Source organism: Sinisalibacter aestuarii (assembly GCF_027923545.1).
In the GTDB taxonomy this organism is placed as follows: Bacteria; Pseudomonadota; Alphaproteobacteria; order Rhodobacterales; family Rhodobacteraceae; genus Sinisalibacter; species Sinisalibacter aestuarii.
Genome location: NZ_BROH01000002.1, coordinates 334,485 through 350,947, shown reverse-complemented (window position 1 = coordinate 350,947; position 16,463 = coordinate 334,485). Strand labels below are relative to the sequence as shown.

The window sequence follows — 16,463 nt, the reverse complement described above, 5'->3', positions numbered from 1 at the left end:
GACATTCCGGCCCCCCTGTCGGACCCATATCCGGTGGCAGCGGAGGCGGTATGAGCGGCGCGTGGGAATTCTGGATCGACCGGGGCGGCACCTTTACCGATGTGGTGGCGCGCCGGCCGGATGGCGCGGTGGAGACGCTGAAGCTGCTGTCGGAAAACGCCGGGCGCTACGCTGACGCAGCGGTGGAGGGCATTCGTCAATGCCTTGGCCTCGCGCCGGGCGTGCCGATCCCCGATGATGCGATCCGGGCGGTGAAGATGGGCACCACGGTGGCCACCAACGCGCTGCTGGAGCGCAAGGGCGACCGGGTTCTTCTTGTGATCACAAAAGGCTTCGGCGATCTCCTGCGGATCGGCTACCAGACGCGGCCCGACCTGTTTTCCCTGCAAATCAAGCGGCCCGATCTGCTCTATGAACGGGTGGTCGAGGCGCAGGAACGTCTCGACGCTGTCGGTAATGTGATCACAAATCTCGATGAGCAGGCGCTGGCGGCTGCCTTGGCGGCGGCGCGGGCGGAAGGGATCGGCGCGGTGGCCATCGCCTTCCTTCATGCCCATGTGAACCCGGCGCATGAGATCCGCGCCGCCGAGCTTGCGCGGGAGGCGGGGTTTACCCAGGTGAGCGCCAGCCACGAGGTCTCGCGCCTGGCGAAGCTGGTGGGCAGGGGCGATACCACGGTGGTGGATGCCTATCTCTCGCCGATCCTGCGCCGTTACGTGGCGCAGGTGGAGGCGGCGCTCGACCTTGGCCGCGCCACGGGCGGGCTCTACTTCATGCAGTCCAATGGCGGGCTGACCGATGCGCGCCGGTTTCAGGGCAAGGATGCGATCCTCTCCGGCCCGGCGGGCGGGATCGTCGGTATGGTGCGCACCGCTGAAGCGGCGGGGTATGACCGGCTGATCGGCTTTGACATGGGCGGCACCTCGACCGATGTGAGCCATTATGCCGGCGCCTATGAGCGCAGCTTCGAGACCGAGGTGGCCGGCGTGCGGATGCGCGCGCCGATGATGGACATTCACACGGTGGCGGCGGGGGGCGGGTCGATCCTGTCGTTCCGCGACGGGCGCTATCAGGTCGGGCCGGAAAGCGCCGGGGCCGATCCCGGCCCGGCCTGCTACCGGCGCGGCGGGCCGCTCACGGTGACCGATTGCAACGTGATGTTGGGGCGGCTGAACCCGGCGCATTTTCCCCATGTGTTCGGCCCCGGTGGCAATGAAGCGCTCGATATGGCGGCGGTGCGCGCGGGCTTTGCGGCGCTGGCGCGCGAGATCGCGGCGGCCACCGGAGAGCCGGAGCGCGCGCCCGAGGAGGTGGCCGAGGGGTTCCTGCGGATCGCCGTCGACAATATGGCCGCGGCGATCAAGAAGATCAGCGTCGAGCGCGGCCATGACGTGACCGGCTACACGCTGCAATGTTTCGGCGGTGCGGGCGGGCAACATGCCTGCCGGGTGGCCGATGCGCTGGGGATGAAACGGGTGTTTCTGCACCCCCATGCGGGCGTGCTCTCGGCCTTTGGCATGGGGCTGGCCGATATTCGCGCGCTGCGCGAGGCGCAGTTCGATGCGCCGGTTTCGGCGCTGGCCGAAGCGGGGGCGCGGCTCGATGCGCTGGCGGCGGAAGCCGAGCGGGAGGTGCGCGCGCAGGGTGTGGCCTCGGTCGAGACCGCGCGCCGGGTGTTTCTGCGCTACGAGGGCTCGCATCAGGCGCTGGATGTGGACTTGTGCGGCGCGGCGCGGATGCGGGCGGACTTCGAGGCGGCGCATGAGGCGCGGTTTGGGTTCCATTCGCCCGAACGCGCGCTCCTGTTCGAGGCGCTGGCGGTCGAAGCGGTGGGCGCGACGGGGGCGGAGGTTTCGGGCCGTGCGCCCGAGGGCGATGGCGTGCCGGTCGCGCAGGTGCCGGGCTATTTCGGCGGCTGGGGCGAGGTGGCGCTGTATGACCGGCAGAGCCTGCCCGAAGGCGCCGCGCTGCACGGCCCGGCTATCGTCACCGAGCCGACCGGCACCAATGTGGTCGAGCCTGGCTGGGCGGCGCGGGTGGACGGGCAGGGCAACCTGATCCTTGAGCGTATCGCGGCCAGGGCCCGGCCCCTGGCGGCGGGCACCGGGGCCGATCCGGTGCTGCTGGAAGTGTTCAACAACCTGTTCATGTCGGTCGCCGACCAGATGGGGGCGACGCTCGCCAACACCTCGTGGAGCGTGAACATCAAGGAGCGGCTGGATTTTTCCTGCGCGATCTTCGACGGCGCGGGCGATCTGGTGGCCAATGCGCCGCATGTGCCGGTGCATCTGGGCTCGATGGCCGAAAGCATCCGCACGGTGATGCGCGAGATTGCGGGCAGGCTGAAACCCGGCGACAGCTACATGCTCAACTCGCCCTTCAACGGCGGCACCCATCTGCCGGATGTAACGGTGGTAACGCCGGTTTTCGTCGGCGGCGCGGTGGCGTTCTGGCTCGGCTCGCGCGGGCATCATGCCGATATCGGCGGGCGCACGCCCGGCTCCGGTCCGCCCGACAGCACCCGGATCGAGCAGGAGGGTGTGCTGATCGACAATGTGAAGCTGGTCGATGGCGGACGTTTTCTGGAGGCCGATGCGCGTGGCGTGCTTGCCTCGGGCCGATGGCCCGCCCGGCAGCCTGACCAGAACATCGCCGATCTCAAGGCGCAGGTGGCGGCGAACGAGACCGGGCGGCGCGAGCTTTTGCGCGTGGTCGAAAACTACGGCCTCGATGTGGTGCGCGCCTATATGGGCCATGTGCAGGACAATGCCGAGGAAAGCGTGCGCCGGGTGATCGACCGGCTGAGCGATGGCAGCTTTGTCTATCCGCTGGATCATGGCGTCGAGATCCGGGTGGCGGTGCGGGTGGACCGGGCGAACCGCCGCGCGGTGGTGGATTTCACCGGCACCTCCGGCCAGCACAAAGGCAACTATAATGCCCCACTTTCGATCTCCCGCGCCGTGGTTCTTTACACATTTCGTACCTTGGTGGGCAGCGCGATCCCGCTCAACGAGGGCTGCCTGAAGCCTCTTGAGATTATCGTGCCGGAAGGCTCGATGCTCAATCCGGCCTATCCGGCGGCGGTGATCGCGGGCAATACCGAGGTGAGCCAGGCCGCCTGCAATGCGCTGATGGGCGCGCTCGGGGCGATGGCCGCGAGCCAGGGCACGATGAACAATTTCATCTGGGGCAATGACGACTTCCAGAATTACGAGACGATTGCCGGCGGCACCGGGGCGGGGCCGGGCTTCGATGGATGCGATGCGGTGCAGAGCCATATGACCAATACCCGGATGACCGATCCCGAAGTGCTGGAAAAGCGCTTTCCCGTCCGGCTCGAAAGCTTTGCGATCCGCTCGGGTTCGGGCGGCGCGGGGCGCTGGCATGGCGGCAATGGCGTGGTGCGGCGGCTCAGGTTCCTCGCGCCGGTGACGGTGACCACATTGTCGCTCAGCCGCAAGGTGCCGCCCTTCGGCATGGGTGGCGGCGCATCGGGGGCGCTGGGCGAGAACATCGCCGAATGGCCGGACGGGCGGCGCGAGGTGCTGGGCGGCAACGCCGAGGTGGCCCTGCCGGCGGGCGGCGTTTTCGAGATGCGCACGCCGGGCGGTGGCGGCTGGGGCTGAGGCTCATACCAGCGCACAAAAAAAGAGGCCGGAGCGGATGCCCCGGCCTCTCACCAGCATGGCCGGGCAGAGCTTACTCGCGTTCGATGCACTCAACGATGCCGTCGGCAATGGTCTGGAGCGTGGCCGCATAGTGCCCCGGCCCCGGCTCCTGCAAGGCGCCGGTCGGGTCGAGCACGCCGATCCTGAGGCCGGTATCGCCGGCTATGGCGTCGATCAGGCCGGGATCGAAGGCCGGTTCGGCAAAGGCGCAGGCGATGTCGTGCTCGGCCACGAGGTCACGCAGCGCGGCGAGCGCGGCGGCGGAGGGGGAGGCGGCGTCGCCGGGGCGGACGCTGCCCACGACGGTCACCGGAAAGCGGTCTGCGAAATAGCCAAAGGCCGCGTGGAAGGTGACGATCTCGGCCCCGGCATGGGGGGCAAGGGTGGCCTCGATGCCGGCGGCGAGACCGTCGATCCCGGCCTGGGCCTTCAGGGCATTGGCGCGGTAGGTGTCGGCATTGTCGGGGTCGCGCGTGGCAAGCTCGTCGGCAAAGAGGCCAAGCCAGGCGCGGGCATTGTCGACCGACAGCCAAAGGTGAGGGTCTTTGTCGCCGTGGTCGTGATCGTCTTCTGCGTGATCATCATCCGCGTGATCGTCATGGTCTTCGCCGTGATCGTGGTCATCCTCCTCCGCCGGCGCCGCAAAATCCCGCAGCGTGGTCGCGGGGCTCTCCATCAGCACCAGCGAATCCGCCGTGCCCAGCCCGTCGATCGTGTGTTCGAGCCAGGGGCTGAGCTCCGGGCCGACCCAGATCACAAGATCGGCCTCCGCCAGCATACGCGCCTGGCTGGGCCGCAGTTGCGCCGCATGGGGGTTGGCGTCCTGATCGAGCAGCAGGTCCGGTTCGCCCACTCCCTCCATCACCTGCGCCACCAGCGCGTGTACGGGGGCGATATCGGCCACCACCTTGGGTGGCTCGGCGAAAGCGGGCAGGGCGAGAAGCGAGAGCAGGGAGGCGGTTCGGAACATGGGGCACCTTGTGGAGAGCTAAGTGATGTTATAGCATTACGCTATGTGAGGGTGATGTTATAATATCACCAAAACCGGAGCGCAAGAGACAAGATGCACGCCCATGATCCCGCCCAGGCCTTCGCGCCGCATGACCACGCCACCTGCGCCGCCGAGGCGCTGGCGCGGGCCGAGGAAATCTGCGCCGAGACCGGCGCGCGGCTTACCCCGGTGCGGCGGCGGGCGCTGGAGATTCTGCTTGAAACCCACAAGGCGATGGGGGCCTACGATGTGCTCGACCGGCTGGCGGAAGACGGGTTTGGCCACCAGCCGCCGGTGGCCTACCGGGCGCTCGATTTTCTGGTCGATCAGGGGCTTGTCCACCGCATCCAGCGGCTTAACGCCTTCACTGCCTGCACCCATCCGGGCGGGCATAAGCACGCGCCCGTTTTCCTGATCTGTGAGCACTGCCACGTGGTCGCCGAAGCGCCGGGGCGCAGCGTGCAGGATTCGCTCGAACGGGCGGCGGGCGAGATCGGCTTTGCCATCGAGCGGGCCCATGTCGAGGCGCTGGGCCTGTGCCCGGCCTGCCGGGAGACCGATGCATGAGCCTGATCGCGGCGCGCGATATCCACGTTTCCTATGGCGGGGCGCTGGTGCTGGACGGGGTGGATGTGGAGGTTGAGCCGGGCGAGATCGTCACCCTCGTCGGCCCCAATGGTTCGGGTAAATCGACGCTGGTCAAGGTGCTGCTCGGCGTGGTGCGCCCCGATCGCGGCACCGTCACCCGCGTGCCCGGTCTGCGGCTCGGCTATGTGCCGCAGAAACTGCATATCGACGCGAGCCTGCCGATGACGGTGACGCGCTTCCTGTCGCTGCCCACCCGGCATGCGCCGGCGGAGGTGGCGGCGGTGGCCGCGCGCTCCGGGATCGAAGGGCTTGAACAGCGCCAGATGACGGCGCTTTCGGGCGGGCAGTTCCAGCGCGTGCTGCTGGCCCGCGCGCTGCTCACCGATCCGCAGCTTCTGGTGCTCGACGAACCCACCCAGGGCCTCGACCAGCCGGGCGAGGCGAGCTTTTACGAGCTTCTCGAACAGGTCCGGCGCGAGACGGGCATGGGCGTGTTCATGGTCAGCCACGATCTGCATGTGGTGATGAGCGCCTCCGACCGGGTGGTCTGCCTCAACCACCATGTCTGCTGCTCGGGCACGCCGACCGTGGTGCAGAGCGCGCCGGAATACCGCGCGCTGTTCGGCCACGGCACCCATGGCGCGCTGGCGCTTTATCAGCACGACCACGACCACGAACACGATCATGACCACAGCCACGGCCACGGAGGCGATCATGCTGGATGATTTCCTCCTGCGCGCCGCTCTGGCGGGTGTGGGCATCGCGTTGGCGGCCGGGCCGCTCGGCAGCTTCGTGGTCTGGCGGCGGATGGCCTATTTCGGCGATGCCACGGCCCATGCCGCCATTCTGGGTGTGGCGCTGGCGCTGATCTTTTCGGCCCCGGTCACGCTCGGCACGCTGCTGGTGGCGCTGGCGATGGCGGCGGCGGTGAGCTGGCTTTCCACCAAGGGCCACGCGATGGATGCCACGCTTGGGGTGCTCTCGCATTCGGCGCTGGCGCTCGGGATCGTGGCCATTTCTTTCGTGCCCGGCGTGCGGGTCGACCTTTCGGCCTTTCTGTTTGGCGACATCCTCGCCGTCACCCGGCCCGATCTCGCGGTGATCTGGGGCGGCGCGGGTTTCGTGGTGGCGCTGCTCGGCTGGCGCTGGTCGCGGCTGCTGACGGCGACGCTCTCGCGCGAGTTGGCCGCCGCCTCCGGCATCGACGCCGACCGCGAGGGGCTGGTGCTCACGCTGGCGCTGGCGGTGGTGGTTGCCGTGGCACTGAAGGTGGTGGGGGCGCTGCTGATCGCCGCCATGCTCATCATCCCCGCCGCCGCCGCGCGCGGCCTCGTGCGCACGCCCGAGGGAATGGCCTTCGGCGCGGCGGCGATCGGCGCGGCTGCGGCGCTGGGCGGGCTCTGGGCCTCCTACAGCTTCGACACGCCGGCAGGCCCCAGCATCGTCACCGTCGCCGCCGGGCTGTTCCTGCTCGTCGCCCTCTTTGGCCGCCGCCACTGAGCCCTGCCGTTGTGCCCATCCGGTCCTTGGGCTAACCCTTGGGCGAGACAGCCCCGGATGGCCCCATGAACCGCATCGCAAAGATCGAGATCGACGATACCGGCCTTGCCGCTCCCACGCCCGAGATCGAGCAGGAGCGCAAGGTGGCGGTGTTCGATCTTCTCGAACAGAACAGCTTCGCCCCCGTCGCCCGTGGCGACCAGACCCCGCCCGGAGGCCCCTATGCGCTGCATCTGTCGATCCGCGACAAGCGGCTGGTGGTCGACATCGCCACCGAGCCGGGGGGCGAGAAGGCGGGCGAATTTCACCTGTCGCTCGGGCCGTTCCGGCAGGTGGTGAAGGATTACTTCCAGATCTGCGAAAGCTACTTCGACGCGGTGAAAAAGCTGCCGCCCGCCCAGATCGAAACCATCGACATGGCCCGGCGCGGCATCCATGACGAGGGCGCGCGGGTGGTGATGGAGCGGCTCGCCGGCAAGGCCGAGGTGGACCGCGATACCGCCCGCCGCCTCTTTACCCTCATCTGCGTGCTGCACTGGGGGTAGGGCTTGGGCAAGGCGCTCCCCCAGTCGATCCTGTTTTGCTGCGATCACAACGCGGTACGCTCGCCCATGGCCGAGGGAATGATGAAAAAGTTCTACGGCGACAGGGTCTATGTCCAGTCCGCCGGGGTGAAGGGCGAGCTGGAGGTGGATGGCTTCAGCGTCGCCGTCTGCGAAGAGATCGGCGTGCCCCTGCACCAGCACAAGGTGCGCAGCTTCGACCAGATGCAGGAATGGGGCGACGATCTGTCCGCCTATGACCTGATCGTCGCGCTCAGCCCGGCAAGCCAGCGCCGGGTGCTGGAGCTGACCCGCTTTCATCACCTCGAGGTGGAATACTGGCCGGTGATGGACCCGACCGGGCTGGGCACCGCGCGGGAGGAAAAGCTGGGGGCCTATCGCCAGACCCGTGACCAGATCCGCGACCGGATGCTGGCCCGGTTCGGCCCGCCGCTGCCCGATGCCGATTACGAGGGCTGAGCCATGAAGATCGCCACGGCCTGCTACCCGATCGACTGGATGGAGGGCTTTTCCTGCTACGCCGACAAGCTCTCGTCCTGGGTGGCGGAGGCGGCGGCGGAGGGGGCCGATCTGCTGGTCTTTCCCGAATATGCGGCGATGGAGATCGCCGCTTTCGCGGGCCGCGCGGTGGCGGCGGATCTGCCCGCCTCGCTGGCGGCGGTAAGCGCGGCGATGGAGGATAGCTGGGCGCTGCATGCCCGGCTCGCCACTGAACATGGCGTGCATATCCTCGCAGGCTCCGGCCCCGTCTTCGAGGCCGGGCGGCTGGTGAACCGGGCGATGTTCTTCACCCCCGATGGCCGCCGCCAGGCCCATGACAAGCAGATCATGACCCGCTGGGAGCGCGATGAGCTGGGCGCGGTGCCCGGTAATCCGCTGGTGCTGATGGAGACCGCGCTGGGCCGGATCGGTGTGCTGATCTGCTACGATGCCGAGTTTCCGCTGCTGGCGCGCAGCCTTGTCGAAGCCGGGGCGGAGGTGCTGCTGGTGCCCTCGCAGACCGAGCTGGACGAGGGCTATAACCGGGTGCGGATCGGTGCGATGGCCCGCGCTCTGGAGGGCCAGTGCGTGGTGGTGCACTCGCCGACGCAGGGCCGCGCGCCCTGGTCGCCCCTGCTTGACGAAAACGCAGGTGCGGCGGCCATTTACGGCCCGCCGGACCGGGGCTTTCCCGCCAGCGGCGTGATCGCGCAAGGGGCGATGAACAGGCCCGGCTGGGTCTTCGCCGATGTCGATCTTGCCGCCGTGCGCGCCGCCCGGGCGGACGGCAACGTGCTCACCATGGTGCACTGGGCCGAGCAGCCCGCCCGCGCCAATCCCGTGCAATGCGTCGCACTCACTTGATTAGCGCTTGAAAATCTGGGGCGTTGGGGCCATTTAGGGGGCGCCCGCAGCATGGCGGGTAACGAATACAGGAGACAACATGGCCAAGGAAGAACTGCTCGAATTTCCCGGTGTCGTGAAGGAACTCCTGCCGAACGCGACATTCCTGGTCGAGCTGGAAAACGGCCATACCATCATCGCGCACACGGCGGGCAAACTTCGCAAGAACCGGATCCGCGTGCTCGCGGGCGACCGTGTGCAGGTCGAGATGACCCCTTATGATCTGACCAAGGGCCGGATCAATTACCGCTTCCGCTAAGCCGCAGCTGATCCTCGGTTCCGGCAGTCCGCGCCGCGCGGAGCTGCTGGCGACGCTCGGGCTGGTTGCCGATGCGGTGCGCCCGCCGGATATCGACGAAGATCCCCGGCCGGGCGAAACCCCGCTGCACTATTGCCGCCGGATCGCCGCCGAAAAGGCCGCCGCGATGGAGGCCGCGCCCGGCGAGGTGGTGCTTTGCGCCGATACCACGGTGGCGCTTGGCCGCCGGATCATGGGCAAGCCTGCCGATGCCGGCGAGGCGGCGGCGTTTCTGCGCCTGCTCTCGGGCCGGCGGCACAAGGTCATCACCTCGGTGGTGGTGCGCCGCGAGGCCCGCACCTGGGCGCGCGACGTGGTGACCGTGGTGAAGATGAAGCGGCTCTCGAAACCCGAGATCGACGCCTATATCGCCTCCGGCGACTGGCACGGCAAGGCCGGCGCCTACGCGATCCAGGGGCCTGCCGGGGCCTTCATCCCGTGGATTCAGGGCAGCTATACCGCCGTCATGGGGCTGCCTGTGGCCGAGGCCGCGGCGCTGTTGCAGGCGGCGGGCTACCCGGTGCGCGAGGGCTGGGCATGAAGGGCAGCGTGATCGCCCTCGACACCCTCGCAGGCCGCAAAGCCGCCGCGCGGCTGGTCGACGGCAGGCTCGACGATCTGCTGATCGACCCCGAAGACGATACCCCGCGCCCCGGCGCGATCTACCGCGCGATCTGCGACAGGCCGGTGAAGGGGCAGGGCGGCATGTTTCTGCGCCTGCCCGACGGCTCCGCCTTCCTGCGCGGCGCGAAGGGGCTGAAACCGGGTCAGCCGCTCATCGTGCAGGTGACGGGCTGGGCCGAGGAGGGCAAGGCGGTGCCGGTGACCGACCGGGTGCTGTTCAAGTCGCGCTACGCCATCGTCACCCCCGATGCGCCGGGCATCAATATCTCGCGCCGCATCCATGACGAAGAGGCGCGGGTGCGGCTTCTTGAGATCGCCCATGCGGAGATGGGCGCGCCGGGAACGACCGGGCTGATCCTGCGCTCCGAAGCCGCCGAAGGCGATGACGGCGCGATCGCCAACGATATCGCCGCGATGCGCGATCTGGCACAGGCGGTGCTGGCCGATGCCACCGGCGCCAGGCCCGAATTGCTGGTCGACGGCCCCGACGCGCACGAGATCGCCTGGCGCGACTGGCCGGCGCCCGATCTGCTCGCGGATGCGGGCGGGAGCTTCGCGACTCATGGCGTCGATGAGATGATTGCCGCATTATACACGCCGAAAGCCCCGCTTGCGGGCGGCGGATTTGTCGTTATCGAACCAACCCGCGCTTTCGTCGCCGTCGATGTGAACACAGGGGGCGACACGTCGCCCGCCGCCGCGATCAAGGCCAATCTCGCGCTGGCCCGCGACCTGCCGCGACAGTTGCGCCTGCGCGGCCTCGGCGGGCAGATCATCGTCGATTTCGCGCCGACGCCCAAGAAGGACCGCCGCCAGCTCGAAGGAGCGCTCAAGGCGGCCTTCCGCGCCGACCCGATCGAGACGAGCATCGCTGGCTGGACGCCGCTCGGCAATGTCGAGCTGCAACGCAAACGCGAACGCCGCCCGCTGCCGGAGGGCCTTCTATGAGCTGCCCGATCTGCGGCAAGGAGAGCGCCGCCAAATACCGCCCCTTCTGCTCGAAGCGCTGCGCCGACGTCGATCTTGGCCGCTGGCTCAGCGGCAGCTACACCATTCCCGGCGACGCGGCGGAGGAACCCGACGAGGCGGCGGAGGAGCTCGCGCGGCAGCAACAGAAGCCACACTGAATTTCCGGCAAATTCCCTCTGGACACCGCCCCGCCCGCCGACTAGAAAACCGCGACCCGAACGCAAGACGTTCACCCGTGCCCGGGTAGCTCAGGGGTAGAGCAGTGGATTGAAAATCCTCGTGTCGGTGGTTCGATTCCGCCCCCGGGCACCATTTCAACCATCATTCTGTTTGCTGGCCCGGAGCGGTTTCCGTTTCCCGTTTCTCAGCGGTGATGTCACGGCAAACAATTTCAGGTTGAGGTTTCGTCGGGACCACGGCTACCCTTCCCGAAAGTGGGGCGATGGTGAGAAAGGTTTGGGCGGTGAATAGCACTCCTCAAGTTTCTAAGTTTGTAAAGATGATCCGCGATCGACGCGCGAGCTACGGAAGTGCGGCCGAGGTGGCGGATGTCATCAAGCAGGAACTCGCGGACATGTTCGGTGCTGGCTTCGAAGATTCCATGCGAGCAGATGTCGATGAGGCAGCGCGCGTCGTGCAAAGTTCCGGGCAAGATGTAGAAATCCTGCGCCGGCATTCGATTATCAACGACCGCGAGAAGTGGTATGACGGCCCGGGCCCGAACGATCCTCACTGGTCGGCACTCCATTCCTACCTTGAGAACACCAAGGGTTGGGACCCGGATACGATCGCGTCGATCGACGAGGCCTCGAACGAGGTGGTGTCCCTTCTCGATAATCCGACACGTGAGCAGTTCGCGTGTCGAGGTCTCGTTGTCGGCTATGTGCAGTCAGGGAAAACAGCCAACATGACTGCGGTGATCGCGAAGGCGGTCGATGCCGGCTACAACCTGATCATCGTTCTTGGGGGTGTAACCAACAAGCTGCGCAAGCAGACGCAGGATCGGTTCGACGCCGACGTCGTGAACCGACATCGGCATCTTTGGCAGCTCTACACGACCGGCGAAGAAGATGGCGATTTCATTCTCCCACCCAACCGTTCGTTTCACATGCCGCAGGAAGGTCAGGCGCAGCTGATCGTCATGAAGAAGGAGGGGAGCCGTCTTCGGAAATTGAAGAAGACGATCGAGAAAACCCCGCCGATCATTCTGAAGAAGCTCAAGGTTCTTCTGATCGATGACGAATGTGATCAGGCCTCGGTGAACTCTGCACGCGGTGACTACGATATGACCCGGATTAACGAGGAGATCCGCCGCGTTCTGAAAGCCCTGCCGGCAGTCTCATATGTCGGCTATACGGCGACCCCCTTCGCCAACGTGTTCATCAATCCCTTCCCGATCAACGACGATGATCTAGACGATCTTTACCCCCGCGATTTCATCACTGCACTCGAACGCCCTAAAGGCTATTTCGGGGCCACGGAGGTCTTTGGTTCGGACTCGGCGGAGGATGAAGCTGAAGGTCGCGATATGGTCCGTGTCCTCGCGGACGATGACCCTGAGCGGGTGCGCCCAACGAAGAACGCCGAGAAAGAGAGTTTCCGTCCGGAGATGACGCGAAGCCTTGAAGATGCGATTCTCTGGTTCATTGCGACCTGCGCAATCCGGCGGCTTCGGGGGCACGCCGATAAGCACATGACGATGCTGGTTCATGCTTCGCAGTTTGTAGCGCAGCACCAGTACATGTCGGAGCTCATTGAGTCGTGGGTGGCGATGCATGCTGCTGATCTCGTCGGCGGCACCGGCGAAATCTCCGCCCGTTTCAATACCCTGTATGAAGATGAATGCAGCAGGACAGCACCGGAGGAAATGAACCAGATACCCGAAGCGTTCGATGCAGTCCGTGCGGAGCTGGGCTCCGTGCTCGATGCTTTGGATTTCCCGGTCGAGAATGGCATCAGCCAGTCGCGGCTGAATTACGAGAATGGCCCCGCCACTTCCATTGTCGTCGGCGGAACTGTTCTCGCTCGCGGTCTCACGCTGGAGGGCCTGACTGTCTCCTATTTCCTCAGGACTTCACGGCAATATGACACGCTGCTTCAGATGGGGCGATGGTTCGGCTACCGAGGGGGTTACGACGACTTGCCTAGGCTCTGGACAACCTCGGATCTGATCTCGAAGTTTCGGTCTCTCGCTGTGATCGAGGAAGAAATCCGGAGAGACATCGACTACTATCAAGAGAAGAAGCTGACGCCGATGGACTTTGCCGTCAGGGTCCGGGAGATCCCCGGTATGGCGATCACGGCGGCGAGCAAAATGAAACATGCCCACCGTACGAGCATGAGTTTCGACGGGCAGCACATTCAGACAATCCGCTTCGACCATCTGAACACTGACCTTCTCAGAGGTAACTGGAAAACGGCATCCGCGTTGATCGATAAGGCCATTTCCCGCAGCGGTCTGCCGGTGAACCGGGAGCGCCGTGTGCTGTTCAAAGATGTCCCATTTGAGGCAGTCCGCAGGTTCATTCTCGATACCTCGATCTCGGATGAACACATGAGCCTGAAGAAGTCCCACCTACTGGGTTACCTTGATCAGAGCGGGGTTGCGCTTGCGACCTGGCACGTCGGTGTCATTACACCGGGCAAGGGGACGACTTCGGCGCGAGAGCTCGGTGGGCTCGGGAAGGTGCCGACTAACCGCCGTGCGAAGCTGAAGGATGCGCCCGCCCGCTATGCTGACATCAAGGCCCTGATGTCTAAACGGGACATCCTGATCGATGTCGAAGGGACGGTCGTTGGTCCAGACGACTGGAACCATTACAAGGCTCAGCGGCCCTCGGTGCCGCTGCTTCTGATCTATCCGATCGACGCCAATTCCCCGCCGCAGTCCGGCTCGAAAACCCGTGTGGCGCTCGATGCGGCGGAGGACGTGATCGGGTTCGGCATGGTCTTCCCGGGTCAGAAAGACAGATCGGGCGGCTACTACCAGGTCGAACTCGATGCGCCTTCCGTGGACCAGTTCGAGGACCAGGACGAACTTGAGGAACTGGGAGAGCAGGAGCCGGCAGATGGATGAGGCGGCGTCCAGCATCTGGAGTCGGTTGGCGGCCTCCGGGGAAGGCGATGGCAACGTCGAGGTGCCCAGTGCCCCGGTCAATGTAGACACCGGCTTCGGCCCGGTGCGCTATGCTGTCGGACCTGGCGGCGAGGCGCGGCTTCTCGTGCCGTCCGGCGGTAGCATGGGAAAGGTGGAAGCCGTTGCTGGGGCTAACCTTCATGTCGGCTTGTCGTTCTTCACACTTGACGGGCGCAACACGCCGTTCATCGATGTCATGCTCCTTGAGCACCGCCTCGGCGGTGTCTTCGAAGAACTCGTTGGCGAAATCCTGAATCGTATTCGTGAGGGACATTCGCCGGCGAAGGCAGTCGGTGGAGCCATTGCGGACTTCAGGGCATTGCTACAGGCGCCGATTGGCGAGGAGGTGCCAGAGAACAAGGTCGTGGGCCTCATTGGCGAACTCATCGTTCTTGATCGTCTGTGCACCGTTTCACCGGAAGCCGTGTCTGCCTGGGTCGGCCCGTATGAGCAACGCCACGATTTCCGTCGGCTAATCAATGCAATCGAGGTGAAGACTTCGAGCAGATCCGATGCAAAGAAGGTGGTCATTCATGGAGCCGAGCAATTGCTGCCTCCGCGCAATGGCATCATCCACCTCGTGCATGTGCGAATTGAGAAGACGGATCAGGGGGACCTCTCAGTCGCCACCATGATCGACAAGCTGCTCAAAGTGGGAGCGGAGAAGGGCCGACTGTCTGCGGGGCTTGTGGCGCTTGGCTGTCTGGATGCCGAAGCGCCTGAATGGAACCGAGTGACCTTCTCGTTCGAGGGGCTGACGGTCTACCGCGTTGACACCGGCTTTCCGCGGATCACGCCGTTGGAGTTCGCCGACGAAGCGTTTCCGCCCGGAGTGACGAGCCTCGAATACGGCGTCGACCTTTCCACAGCGGCCACGTTCCGGTTGGATGGCCACGAAGCTGAGGGCGTATTTATGGATTTCATGGCATGAGTGCACTTGATCTTTACAGCGAGCCCTTCGCCAAGACCGGAAACATCGCGGCAGAAGGTTTTCGCAAGCTCCTCGGTCGCCCTGCCATGAACTTGCTGCAAACCGTCATTCGCGAAGCCCTGCAGAACAGTCTCGACGCCGCGCAGAATGGGGACGGGCCTGAGGTCTTGCTGCGGACGCGCGTCCTCAATGAGGATGAGGTCCGCGTCTTGCGCTCACAGGTGTTCGCTCGCCGGCCCGAGGGCGAACGACACGCAGATCTTTCCGAGGCGCTCGACAACGGTCCGATCCGCGTCTTCGAGATCGCCGATTTCGGAACGACTGGCCTCGGAGGGCCAACCCGGGCTGATGCGCCTACCGATGGAGAAGAAGACCTCGATTTCGTCAACTTCATGCGAAATGTCGGGGCAGCCCGCGATACGCACCAAGGTGGAGGCACATACGGATACGGCAAGACGTCTCTCTACGCTCTGAGCGGCTGCTCGACGATCTTCGTCGATACTCAGGCCCGAGAAAGGGGGCAGTCCGTCAGGCGAGCGATGGGATGCAGGATCGGTGAGGCATATGACGCTGGCTCAGGTTCCGAGCGACGTCGTCACACCGGCCGTCACTGGTGGGGTCGGGACGATGGAGAAGGGGGCGTAGACCCGCTCGAGGCGGGCGAAGCCGTGGCGATTTCCGCGGCGCTCGGCCTGCCGGAGCGAACGACTGCGCGAGAGGGCACGACCATCGTGATCATCGCGCCGATCTTCGATGAACAGAGCGATGTGCGGAACGACCTCATCGAAACCGTGTTGTGGAACTTCTGGCCACGGATGTGCCGATCAACGGCCCAGGAGAAACGGCTCGCGTTGCGCCTCGAGATCGATGGGGAAGTAGTTGTGGTTCCGGATCCAGAAGACTTCCCGCCGCTCGATCTGTTTGCCCGCGCGCTCGAAGGAGCTCGGCACGGGGACGAGGCCAAGGCGATCACCAGTATCCGTCCAAGGAAGCACCTCGGTCAGCTTTCGATCCGTAGAGGCGCGAGGGCGGATCGACATGTTTCGGCGCTCCGGAAACGGAGCGTGATCCCGAAGCAATCTGCCCATATCGCCCTCATGCGCCCGGTCGAGCTCATCGTGAAATACGTCCATGGCGAACCGTTTCCGGACGGACGGTTCGAGTGGGCCGGTGTCTTCATCTGTTCGGATGAAGAGGAAGTCGAGCAGGCGTTCGCCGATTCCGAACCCCCAGCGCACGACGACTGGGTTCCGCAGAATCTGCCCACGGGGGCCGCGAAGAGCTACGTGAACATCGCCCTGACCCGGCTATCTGAGGAAGCGAAAACATATGCCAATCCGCTCGGCGCGACCGGCGGGGGAAACGAACGCGGGCCTTCGCTGGCGTCGACTGCGTCGATTATGGGGAAACTGCTGGAAAAAGCTTCGGCCACTGGGCCAGGTAGAGGCGGCGGAGGTTCGCGCGGTGGTGTCAAGAAACTCAAGTCCCTCTCAGCGCCCCGGTTCGTTCGGCTTGAAATGGCTGATGGTGTCAGGACGGCGATCTTCGAGGCTGATCTTGTCAACGATAAGAGCGATCCGAAGCTCCGTATCGTTGCAGAGCCTTACATCGTGATCGATGGCGGCATGGCCGCCGCCGCTGACGCATCCGTGGCTTTCGACGGGCAGGTGACACGGATGGCTCTTGGCGTTCTCCAGGGCACCTCCGGTGCTCTTGAGGTGGGCTTCAACGAGGGCACGGTCATCTGCCACGTCCCTATGCCTGAAAGCGCGGCGGTGGGTGTGAAACTCTTTCTCAAGGAAGGGTAAAAGG

General features: G+C 65.4%; 15 protein-coding genes and 1 tRNA gene. 15 read left to right on the top strand and 1 reads right to left on the bottom strand.

Annotated features, from left to right (window positions below):
* Window positions 1–50 precede the first annotated feature (50 nt).
* Window positions 51–3,626, top strand: a complete 3,576-nt coding sequence (locus QMG28_RS06575) for a hydantoinase B/oxoprolinase family protein (RefSeq protein WP_281841413.1) — start codon at window positions 51–53, stop codon at window positions 3,624–3,626.
* 73 nt (window positions 3,627–3,699) lie between these two features.
* On the opposite strand, the gene QMG28_RS06570 is transcribed toward QMG28_RS06575, so the two are convergent.
* Window positions 3,700–4,638 carry a zinc ABC transporter substrate-binding protein gene (locus QMG28_RS06570; protein WP_281841412.1) on the bottom strand — a complete coding sequence of 313 codons (939 nt, stop codon included), beginning with the start codon at window positions 4,636–4,638 and terminating at the stop codon, window positions 3,700–3,702.
* Between the two features lie 93 nt (window positions 4,639–4,731).
* Between QMG28_RS06570 and QMG28_RS06565 the strand changes: the two genes are divergently transcribed.
* The 14 genes from QMG28_RS06565 (at window position 4,732) to QMG28_RS06500 (ending at window position 16,459) form a co-directional block, all read left to right on the top strand.
* Window positions 4,732–5,226, top strand: a complete 495-nt coding sequence (locus QMG28_RS06565) for a transcriptional repressor (protein WP_281841411.1) — start codon at window positions 4,732–4,734, stop codon at window positions 5,224–5,226.
* On the top strand, window positions 5,223–5,972 hold the full coding sequence (locus QMG28_RS06560) for an ATP-binding cassette domain-containing protein (protein ID WP_281841410.1): 750 nt from the start codon (window positions 5,223–5,225) through the stop codon (window positions 5,970–5,972). The genes QMG28_RS06565 and QMG28_RS06560 overlap by 4 nt, the downstream gene beginning before the upstream one ends.
* Window positions 5,962–6,747, top strand: a complete 786-nt coding sequence (locus QMG28_RS06555; RefSeq protein ID WP_281841451.1) for a metal ABC transporter permease — start codon at window positions 5,962–5,964, stop codon at window positions 6,745–6,747. The genes QMG28_RS06560 and QMG28_RS06555 overlap by 11 nt, the downstream gene beginning before the upstream one ends.
* A 65-nt stretch (window positions 6,748–6,812) precedes the next feature.
* The gene (locus tag QMG28_RS06550; protein WP_281841409.1) at window positions 6,813–7,292 is read left to right on the top strand and encodes a UPF0262 family protein; all 480 of its coding nucleotides are present in this window, start codon (window positions 6,813–6,815) and stop codon (window positions 7,290–7,292) included.
* A gap of 3 nt (window positions 7,293–7,295) precedes the next feature.
* Window positions 7,296–7,769 carry an arsenate-mycothiol transferase ArsC gene (locus QMG28_RS06545; RefSeq protein WP_281841408.1) on the top strand — a complete coding sequence of 158 codons (474 nt, stop codon included), beginning with the start codon at window positions 7,296–7,298 and terminating at the stop codon, window positions 7,767–7,769.
* A 3-nt stretch (window positions 7,770–7,772) separates the two neighbouring features.
* Window positions 7,773–8,654: a carbon-nitrogen hydrolase family protein gene (locus QMG28_RS06540; RefSeq protein WP_281841407.1), complete on the top strand. Its 882-nt coding sequence runs from the start codon at window positions 7,773–7,775 to the stop codon at window positions 8,652–8,654.
* A 79-nt stretch (window positions 8,655–8,733) separates the two neighbouring features.
* Window positions 8,734–8,952 carry a translation initiation factor IF-1 gene (infA, locus tag QMG28_RS06535; RefSeq protein ID WP_281841406.1) on the top strand — a complete coding sequence of 73 codons (219 nt, stop codon included), beginning with the start codon at window positions 8,734–8,736 and terminating at the stop codon, window positions 8,950–8,952.
* Window positions 8,936–9,532: a Maf family protein gene (locus QMG28_RS06530; protein ID WP_281841450.1), complete on the top strand. Its 597-nt coding sequence runs from the start codon at window positions 8,936–8,938 to the stop codon at window positions 9,530–9,532. Before infA ends, QMG28_RS06530 begins: the two co-directional genes overlap by 17 nt.
* On the top strand, window positions 9,529–10,563 hold the full coding sequence (locus QMG28_RS06525) for a ribonuclease E/G (RefSeq protein WP_281841405.1): 1,035 nt from the start codon (window positions 9,529–9,531) through the stop codon (window positions 10,561–10,563). The genes QMG28_RS06530 and QMG28_RS06525 overlap by 4 nt, the downstream gene beginning before the upstream one ends.
* Window positions 10,560–10,742, top strand: a complete 183-nt coding sequence (locus QMG28_RS06520) for a DNA gyrase inhibitor YacG (protein ID WP_281841404.1) — start codon at window positions 10,560–10,562, stop codon at window positions 10,740–10,742. Before QMG28_RS06525 ends, QMG28_RS06520 begins: the two co-directional genes overlap by 4 nt.
* Window positions 10,743–10,821: 79 nt before the next feature.
* Window positions 10,822–10,896 (top strand) — tRNA-Phe (locus QMG28_RS06515).
* Window positions 10,897–11,083: 187 nt separating this feature from the next.
* Window positions 11,084–13,660, top strand: coding sequence for a Z1 domain-containing protein (locus QMG28_RS06510; RefSeq protein ID WP_281841403.1), 2,577 nt, complete (start codon window positions 11,084–11,086; stop codon window positions 13,658–13,660).
* Window positions 13,653–14,651 carry a PD-(D/E)XK motif protein gene (locus QMG28_RS06505; RefSeq protein ID WP_281841402.1) on the top strand — a complete coding sequence of 333 codons (999 nt, stop codon included), beginning with the start codon at window positions 13,653–13,655 and terminating at the stop codon, window positions 14,649–14,651. The genes QMG28_RS06510 and QMG28_RS06505 overlap by 8 nt, the downstream gene beginning before the upstream one ends.
* Window positions 14,648–16,459, top strand: coding sequence for a hypothetical protein (locus QMG28_RS06500; protein ID WP_281841401.1), 1,812 nt, complete (start codon window positions 14,648–14,650; stop codon window positions 16,457–16,459). The genes QMG28_RS06505 and QMG28_RS06500 overlap by 4 nt, the downstream gene beginning before the upstream one ends.
* The last annotated feature ends 4 nt before the right edge of the window (window positions 16,460–16,463 follow it).